The organism is Candidatus Neomarinimicrobiota bacterium, from assembly GCA_018647265.1.
Classification (GTDB): domain Bacteria; phylum Fidelibacterota; class Marinisomatia; order Marinisomatales; family TCS55; genus TCS55.
This window is the reverse complement of the sequence record JABGTK010000046.1, coordinates 1-6,734: the sequence shown is the minus strand read 5'-3', so window position 1 is coordinate 6,734 and position 6,734 is coordinate 1. Positions and strand designations below refer to the sequence as shown.

The following is a 6,734-nucleotide window of genomic DNA, read 5'->3' as shown; positions in this document are numbered from 1 at the left end:
CCGGATACCGGTTCTAAACTTTCGGGCGTTTCACAACTCCAGATGAATACGAGGACAGAAATAATGGTAATTAATTTGCAGATTAATTTCATTTGAATAGTTCCGGGTAGCCCAATATTACAACCATATCACCTTTAGAAATATACATCCGGTCCCAGATAGGCGCATGCTCTGTAGGCGGTTTTGGTGTATCTATCAGCGCTTCGCCATCCATCGCAGAATGTTGCACTGAATAAACATCTACTTCAGGAATAAGCCAGCGCGCAATATCTACTGCAGCAGGATTAATAAAATTGGCCATTGGGGAAACTAAGAGTCCTCGCATTTCACACATTTGGGTAAAATATTTATACACCACAGGGTTTTGAGTGCGGACTAAAAATATATCAGCAGGAAGAATAGTTACCTTTAATTCATTAAGCAAAGGATATATACCTAACTTTTGGATATCCTTATTAAAGATGGTTACGCGAAAATAATTAACTATCTTCTTCTCAACCTCGTAGCCTTCATTGATAGAAAAACCGATAATATTTTTATTCTCATCAAGTATATGAATCCATAGATCCGCATCCCGATTGCGGTGGACAAAGGCATCCAAGCCAATGTCATTCCCTAAACCATTTTTGGATACAGCATGATGCTGACGAATAATATCCATAACTTCAGGAGATTTACGCACTGCAATATCCGGCCAACGCTTTTTGGGTTGAATGATTTCAATGTCAAATCCCGGGTTCATGGAATGAAGATGATCCAAAAGTGCTTTGGCTTGAGGAAGTGATTTATAGTCCGTCGTGGTCATTGGTTTGAGTACTTACCAGTTGAGAAGTTAATTATAAATTAATAATTATTAATTAATAATTATTAATCACCCCAACCACAATTGCCGATCTAAACTCCGGTATTGAATTGCTTCGCTCAGGTGGGTGGTATCTATATCTTTCGCATGATCCAAATCGGCAATCGTTCTTGATACCTTCAATATTCGATCATATGCACGGGCGGATAGACCCAGTTTATCCATAGCTGCTTTTAATAATTCGCCCGCCTCTTTTGATAATTGACAATATTTTTTCAGATCATTCGATTCCATCTGTGAATTGGCATATATTGGCGCACCCTTATAGCGATTCAACTGTACTTCCTTCGCCCCTTGCACCCGCTTTTTCACAGCTTTGGATGGCTCCCCAGGATCGCGATCGGCCAACTCCGTAAATGGCACCGCCGGCACTTCTACGTGAATATCAATTCTATCTAGCAACGGTCCTGAAATTCGGCTCATGTATTTTTGAATCATCTGCGATGTGCAACTGCATTCATTGTGAGCATCCGTGGCATAGCCGCAGGGACATGGATTCATGGCCGCCACTAGCATAAATCGCGAAGGATAACTCAAACTCACTGCGGCGCGGGCAATAGTGACCATGCCATCCTCCAATGGCTGACGCATAACCTCCAATACATTCTTTTTAAATTCCGGTAATTCGTCCAAGAATAGAACACCATTGTGAGACAAACTCACTTCTCCCGGCCGTGGAATGGCGCCACCGCCAATAAGCCCAGCATCAGAAATGGTGTGGTGTGGAGACCGAAACGGCCTTGTTGCAATGATTCCCTCTCCTTGAGACATAACGCCTGCCACAGAATGAATTTTAGTCGTTTGCAATGCCTCCTCTAAAGTGAGGTCTGGAAGAATGGTAGGAATCCGTTTTGATAACATGGTTTTACCACTCCCCGGTGGACCGATCATAATGAGATTATGACCACCGGCGGCGGCTACTTCTAGCGCACGCTTCACATGCTCCTGTCCTTTTACATCAGTAAAGTCCAATTGATAATGGAGATTGGAGCGAAATAATTCTTGGCGATCCACAACAATCGGTTCTTTTTCAATTTCGTCATTAAGGATTTGCACCACTTCCATGAGCGATTTTGCGCCCACAACTTTCACTTCATCCACAATGCCTGCTTCACGGGAATTTTCTTCTGGAAGGATAACACCTTTAATGCCCTTATCTCGAGCGCAAATGGCAATGGGCAATGCGCCTTTAACCGGGCGGAGTGTTCCGTCCAATGCTAGTTCGCCCAACATCATGAGTTTATCTAAATATTCTTTTTGGACATAACCCATGGCAGCGAGGATTCCGATGGCGATGGGCAAATCGAATGCGGAGCCTTCTTTGCGAATATCCGCCGGGGCCAGGTTTATTGTCACATGTTTTCGAGGGAATTTAAATCCTGAGTTTTTAATGGCGGCGGTGACCCGTTCTTTACTTTCTTTCACCGCCCCTTCTGGCAATCCCACCGTAATAAAGCGCGGTAGCTTGGCCCCAGATAGACTGGCCTCTACATCCACCACATAGGCGTCAATTCCAAGAATTGCACTGCTTAGAACTTTAGCGGGCATTAAAACCCATATGCTAAATTATTAATTAAACAGCATTTCATTTTATTATTAATTCCATATTATACATACCAACTATTAATTCATAGCTTGTAGAATTTGGTCACCTATGGTATCTCAGGTCAAGGAATTAAAATAGATGGTAGATACAGGAAAATCCCTGCAAAAAAGGGGATTATTTAGAAGCAGCCTTTTAGGGATGTATATCCTAAATAAGGGATAATAATGTAGAGGATTGAATCGCGAATGAGATAAAAAAGGAAAAAGGCAACGATCACTTGAAAGCCCCTCTTCTTCATGAGGAGTTTATAGCCCCCTTCTCTTTTTATATCTCGCCATTTATTAATGAATTTTGGGCGATAGAAAGACATTAGTTTTTCGGCTTAATCTTCCCGTATTTGAGGTTTTCGTATTTCTCCCAAATAGTCTCTCCCGCTGCTTGTTGAAAGCGAAATGCGAACGATAATGCATCATCAAAGGAATTCCCGGTGAATTCTTCATGAGTAAAATATTCGTCAATCCAGCCGATAAACTCTTGCATTCCCGATTGATTCACTTGATCAAAAATACCATAAATAAGTTCAGCTTTGTTGTCGTAATACCAAGAGGTCACATCCCCATAACCCAAATCTTTGATCATTCCTTGGTGAGTATCATATACTTGTGTGAGATAAGAGAATAAAAATATTTCTTTTTCGTTAGGTTCTAAAGTTTTCCAATAAACAGCAATCGCATTCGGTACAGGATCTTTTTTCTTTTCCTGTGCCGGCAAAAGCATTAAGGTGCAAATCAGTGTTAATACAAATTTCATATTAGTCTTCTTGTTGTGATGTTTCGAATTCTGAAATCATCTCTTCCAACTTATCAATGGCCTCATCTTCCGAAACCTTACCACGATTTTCACCCTGATAATACAAATGTCCAGCCCCTTTACCAAAGGCGATTCCAAGATCTGTGTGAGTCGCTTCTCCTGGCCCATTTACGGCGCATCCCATCAACGCCAATGTCATGGGTGTTTTTACATTTTGGAGCTTTTCTTCCATTTCACCGGCAATTTTGAAGAGGTCAACTTCTAACCGGCCACATGTTGGGCAGGCCACAATAGTAACACCTTTGCTGGCTAATCCCAAGGATTTCAAAATTTCAAATCCAACCCGTACTTCTTCCACTGGATCATCGGTCAAACTCACGCGAATCGTATCCCCAATCCCTTTGGCCAATAATGTACCGATACCCACAGATGATTTGATAGAACCAGATTTTGTCGGTCCCGCTTCTGTCACTCCCAGATGAAGTGGATAATCATATTGTTCAGAAAATAATTCGTAAGAGGCCATCATGAGATTTACATCAGACGCTTTTAGAGAAACAATAATATCTTCAAAATCATGTTCATTACAAATGTCAATATGGCGTTTGGCACTTTCTACCATAGCTTCTGCAGTGGGATAGCCATATTTATCAATCAAATCTTTTTCGAGACTGCCCGCATTTACACCAATCCGGATGGGAAGGTTTGCCCCCTTCACCTTATCCAAAACTTCTTTTACCCGTTTTTTACCACCTATATTTCCTGGATTGATACGAATCTTATCCGCGCCAGCATCCACCGCTTCTAAAGCCATGCGGTAATTAAAATGGATATCCGCCACTAAGGGTACATTCATTCGCTTTTTAATTTCATAAAGCGCATCTGCAGCAGGCTGATCGGGAACTGTAATTCGAATAATATGACATCCCGCTTCTTCCAGTCGTTCCACTTCTTTCAAAGTTGCTGTTACATCATGGGTTTTGGTGGTTGTCATGGACTGTACCGATACGGCATGTTCGCCACCAACAATGAGGTTACCGACTTTAACTTCTCTGGTTTTTCTGCGTTTCATCATAATTTTAAGGGCCGAAAATTACAACGGACTAACCTTGGAATGGTTCATCCAAATATTGTTTTGCTAATATAATTGCATAAGTATAGTTATCAAGTTTGATACATTTTCTATAAGCAATCACAGCTTTCATTCGCTGATGCTTTTTATCGTGAATTTGTCCTTTTAATAGATAGGCGTTGGCCAAGATTGCATCCAATTCCGCATCATATAAATCGATGCATTTATTAAAGAAACCCAACGCTTTGTCGTCTTCACCCTTTAGGAAATAATAATGTCCCCAAACATAATTTAAATATGACGTAAACCATTTTTGATGCCGTTGGGTTAATTTGGGCAATTGTTCATTGAGACGGTTCAATTCTTTTTCAGCTAATTTTAATTGTCCATTTTGCAACAAACTGCCCGTATAATGGACTTGGAAATCAAAATTACCGGAATATTTTTCTGCCAGTATTCGGCTCACTTCCAGTCCACGTTCATTATTTATATCTGAAAATTGGTAAATGAATGAAAGGATACTCATGGCTTCAGTATTGGCCCATGGACTATTTGTCGCAGCCACCTCAATCTTGCGAATCCCCTCTTCTCGAGATGCATCCAATCCAAACATTCCTGCCCCTGCCTTAACAAGGATATTGCTCAAGCCCGCATAGTATTCAACAATACCAATGGGTAAATATGCATCCGTGAGATATGGATCTTTGTCCAATGCTTTCTGGATTACGCGAAATCCTCTGTAAGCTGAAATCAATGTGGGAATCCATTTTTTCTGTCCCAAAAGGATGCGTGCTTTCAACCCACGAGCAGTACCACTATAAAGCATATATTCAGGATGGTCTGGATTGACCGCCAGCAGTGAATCATAAATCATTTCGATTCCATCAAGGTTTTCATCAAGGTTTGCATAAATCTCATTTTGGGGAAGGTGCGCCTCATTGCGCCGCCAATGGGCTGCCGCCCATGTGACATGAACACCGGGATGATTAGGGTAATCTTTTCGAGCTTGAGTCAGAATTTCTATACTTCGGTCAAATTCGTAATTATAAAATGCATCTACCCCCGCACGAACGGCAGCATCCCCAGGGCGTTGAGCAAAGAGGATTGAAAATAGAGAAAGGAATATAATGCGACGTTTCATTGGTCTATAAATTAGGAGAATTTATTATAAATCAGCGATGATTTACTTTCATTGTAAACCGCCCCTATTTCCACTCTTTTTTAAGGAGGGGAGCCTTGGAGTGGAAATCCATGCATGGCAATATTATATTATTTTGCTACCGCTTTGACGAAGTACATATTAGCCTTCATCCGCGCACTAGTGACAGAATTTTCTTGGAGTAAAAACATCATTTCAATGGGATCAAAACAGTCCGGAGGATTCATGAATTTCGCGGCGGCTCCCATCTCATTGTCATCGAAAAAATCGCCAAAGAATTCACAAGCATCCATATTCATGATTAATGTTAAATCTGTTCCATTTACAACATAAGGAAAAGCAAGTGTATCAATTTTCCCCTCAAGATCCATTATCATTACCAATACATTCTCATCAGTGGTATACCATTCACCATGATCTTCACCCTGCCCAAACTCATCGGTAAAATAATGGGTGACATCACCGTTTGCTCGCAAATCCATTTGTATTTGTTCCTCTTTAATACCTTGAACAATCAAAGGGAAATCTACCACAACAGAATCGGATGCATTTACAGTAAAAGTGGCTGCTTGAAAGGTGCCATCAGCAATGTAGTATTTTGAGGAATCCAATAGGCCCGTAGACATGTTTCTGGCATAGGCTGTATCGGAAGAAATGGTTAAACTGAAGTTGAGAGAGTCCAACACATAATCGGAAGTACCTATATACAGACCACCCTCAGTTTTGCTTAACATAACTTGGAGACCAAGTGCCTTTTCTCCGGTCATATCATCCTCATCCACAAATCCGTAGATCATAGGATATGTTGGATTTTCCTCATCCATTTCCCAAATGGATCTATTTGACAAGATAACATCTGGCCCATCTTCATCTTCGTCTTCACCGTCAAGGTTCACAATCATATAGGCCAACTCAGCATTGTGTGTACCATATAGATTAATGGAGGATTGTCCTTTGGCGAACATATTCGCCCCTTTTTGGGAAACATTTGAGCCGATAATTATTACACCGTCCGCATCTGTGATTGCCCACGATCCCACCAATTCTTCTGGGCGATTGGGTTCATCGCCCGTATCTTCACAGGCGGGAATTAGAAATAGCGACAATGACAATAATAATATGGATTTAGTTTTAAAATTTTTCAAGTTATGTCCTTAATTTTCTGTACTTTTAAAAAAGGGGTCACAGTTTTTTCTTAAATTTGTTTTGACAAGAATCAAATAAAAGGAGAAAAGCCATGACCCAAAGAAAAGATACAAACAAAAAGCTAAATGATTCAGACTTT

At 40.8% G+C, this 6,734-nt stretch carries 6 protein-coding genes; all 6 read right to left on the bottom strand.

What is annotated here, in order from left to right; all coding sequences use genetic code 11:
- Positions 1–88: 88 nt before the first annotated feature.
- Entirely contained in the window at positions 89–805 is a 717-nt protein-coding gene (locus HN459_03155) for a hypothetical protein (protein ID MBT3478439.1), read from the bottom strand.
- 66 nt (positions 806–871) lie between these two features.
- Positions 872–2,410 (bottom strand): YifB family Mg chelatase-like AAA ATPase, encoded by a 1,539-nt coding sequence (locus HN459_03150; GenBank protein ID MBT3478438.1) that lies wholly within the window; start codon positions 2,408–2,410, stop codon positions 872–874.
- Between the two features lie 367 nt (positions 2,411–2,777).
- A complete protein-coding gene (locus HN459_03145) occupies positions 2,778–3,218 on the bottom strand; it encodes a hypothetical protein (GenBank protein ID MBT3478437.1) in 441 nt (146 codons plus the stop codon).
- Position 3,219: 1 nt separating this feature from the next.
- Positions 3,220–4,293, bottom strand: a complete 1,074-nt coding sequence (ispG, locus tag HN459_03140; GenBank protein MBT3478436.1) for a flavodoxin-dependent (E)-4-hydroxy-3-methylbut-2-enyl-diphosphate synthase — start codon at positions 4,291–4,293, stop codon at positions 3,220–3,222.
- A gap of 28 nt (positions 4,294–4,321) precedes the next feature.
- On the bottom strand, positions 4,322–5,431 hold the full coding sequence (locus HN459_03135) for a hypothetical protein (GenBank protein MBT3478435.1): 1,110 nt from the start codon (positions 5,429–5,431) through the stop codon (positions 4,322–4,324).
- A 128-nt stretch (positions 5,432–5,559) separates the two neighbouring features.
- Entirely contained in the window at positions 5,560–6,594 is a 1,035-nt protein-coding gene (locus HN459_03130) for a hypothetical protein (GenBank protein MBT3478434.1), read from the bottom strand.
- Positions 6,595–6,734 lie beyond the last annotated feature (140 nt).

What these genes read in the sequence shown, in the direction of transcription:
- HN459_03155 (MBT3478439.1), bottom strand. Translation starts at nt 805, where the DNA reads ATGACCACGACGGACTATAAATCACTTCCTCAAGCCAAAGCACTTTTG.
- HN459_03150 (MBT3478438.1), bottom strand. Translation starts at nt 2,410, where the DNA reads ATGCCCGCTAAAGTTCTAAGCAGTGCAATTCTTGGAATTGACGCCTAT.
- HN459_03145 (MBT3478437.1), bottom strand. Translation starts at nt 3,218, where the DNA reads ATGAAATTTGTATTAACACTGATTTGCACCTTAATGCTTTTGCCGGCA.
- ispG (MBT3478436.1), bottom strand. Translation starts at nt 4,293, where the DNA reads ATGATGAAACGCAGAAAAACCAGAGAAGTTAAAGTCGGTAACCTCATT.
- HN459_03135 (MBT3478435.1), bottom strand. Translation starts at nt 5,431, where the DNA reads ATGAAACGTCGCATTATATTCCTTTCTCTATTTTCAATCCTCTTTGCT.